The organism is Vibrio sp. 070316B (genome assembly GCF_013114115.1).
Classification (GTDB): Bacteria; Pseudomonadota; Gammaproteobacteria; order Enterobacterales; family Vibrionaceae; genus Vibrio; species Vibrio chagasii_B.
In genome coordinates this window covers 1-695 of record NZ_VTYC01000084.1, presented here as the reverse complement: position 1 = coordinate 695, position 695 = coordinate 1, and the positions used below count along the sequence as shown (strand labels likewise).

Below are 695 nucleotides of genomic sequence, written 5' to 3'. Positions count from 1 at the left end.
TCTTTTGGTGGTAACAAGCTACTTAACGGTACTCACGGTACTAAATCATTCCAAATCGGTGCGGATAACGGTGAAGCGGTAATGCTTCAACTGAAAGACATGCGTTCTGATAACGCTCAGATGGGTGGTAAGAGCTACCAAACTGAGAACGCTAAAGACAAAGACTGGAACGTACAAGCGGGCTCTAACGACCTAAAACTGTCGTTCACTGACAACTTTGGTCAAGCACAAGAAATCGACATCAGCGCAAAAGCGGGTGACGACATCGAAGAGCTAGCGACTTACATCAACGGTCAGCAAGATTCTGTTAAAGCGTCTGTGACTGAAGACGGCAAGCTACAAATGTTCACTGGTAACAACAAAGTGAGCGGCGATGTGTCTTTCTCTGGTGGTCTTGCTGGTGAGCTAGGCATTCAAGCGGGTAAAGACGTAACCGTTGATACTATCGACGTAACGTCTGTTGGCGGCGCACAAGAGTCTGTAGCAGTAATCGATGCAGCACTTAAGTACGTAGACAGCCACCGTGCAGAGCTAGGTGCTTTCCAAAACCGTTTTGACCACGCTATCAGCAACTTAGACAACATTAACGAGAACGTTAATGCATCTAAGAGCCGTATTAAAGATACCGATTTCGCGAAAGAAACGACTCAGATGACTAAGTCTCAGATCCTTTCTCAAGCTTCAAGCTCGATTCT

At 46.2% G+C, this 695-nt stretch carries 1 protein-coding gene; it reads left to right on the top strand.

The genetic code is table 11. The features are described 5' to 3' along the window. Window positions 1-695 (top strand): flagellin (locus tag F0251_RS24755; RefSeq protein WP_171731991.1); only part of this gene is annotated, 695 nt, incomplete at both ends.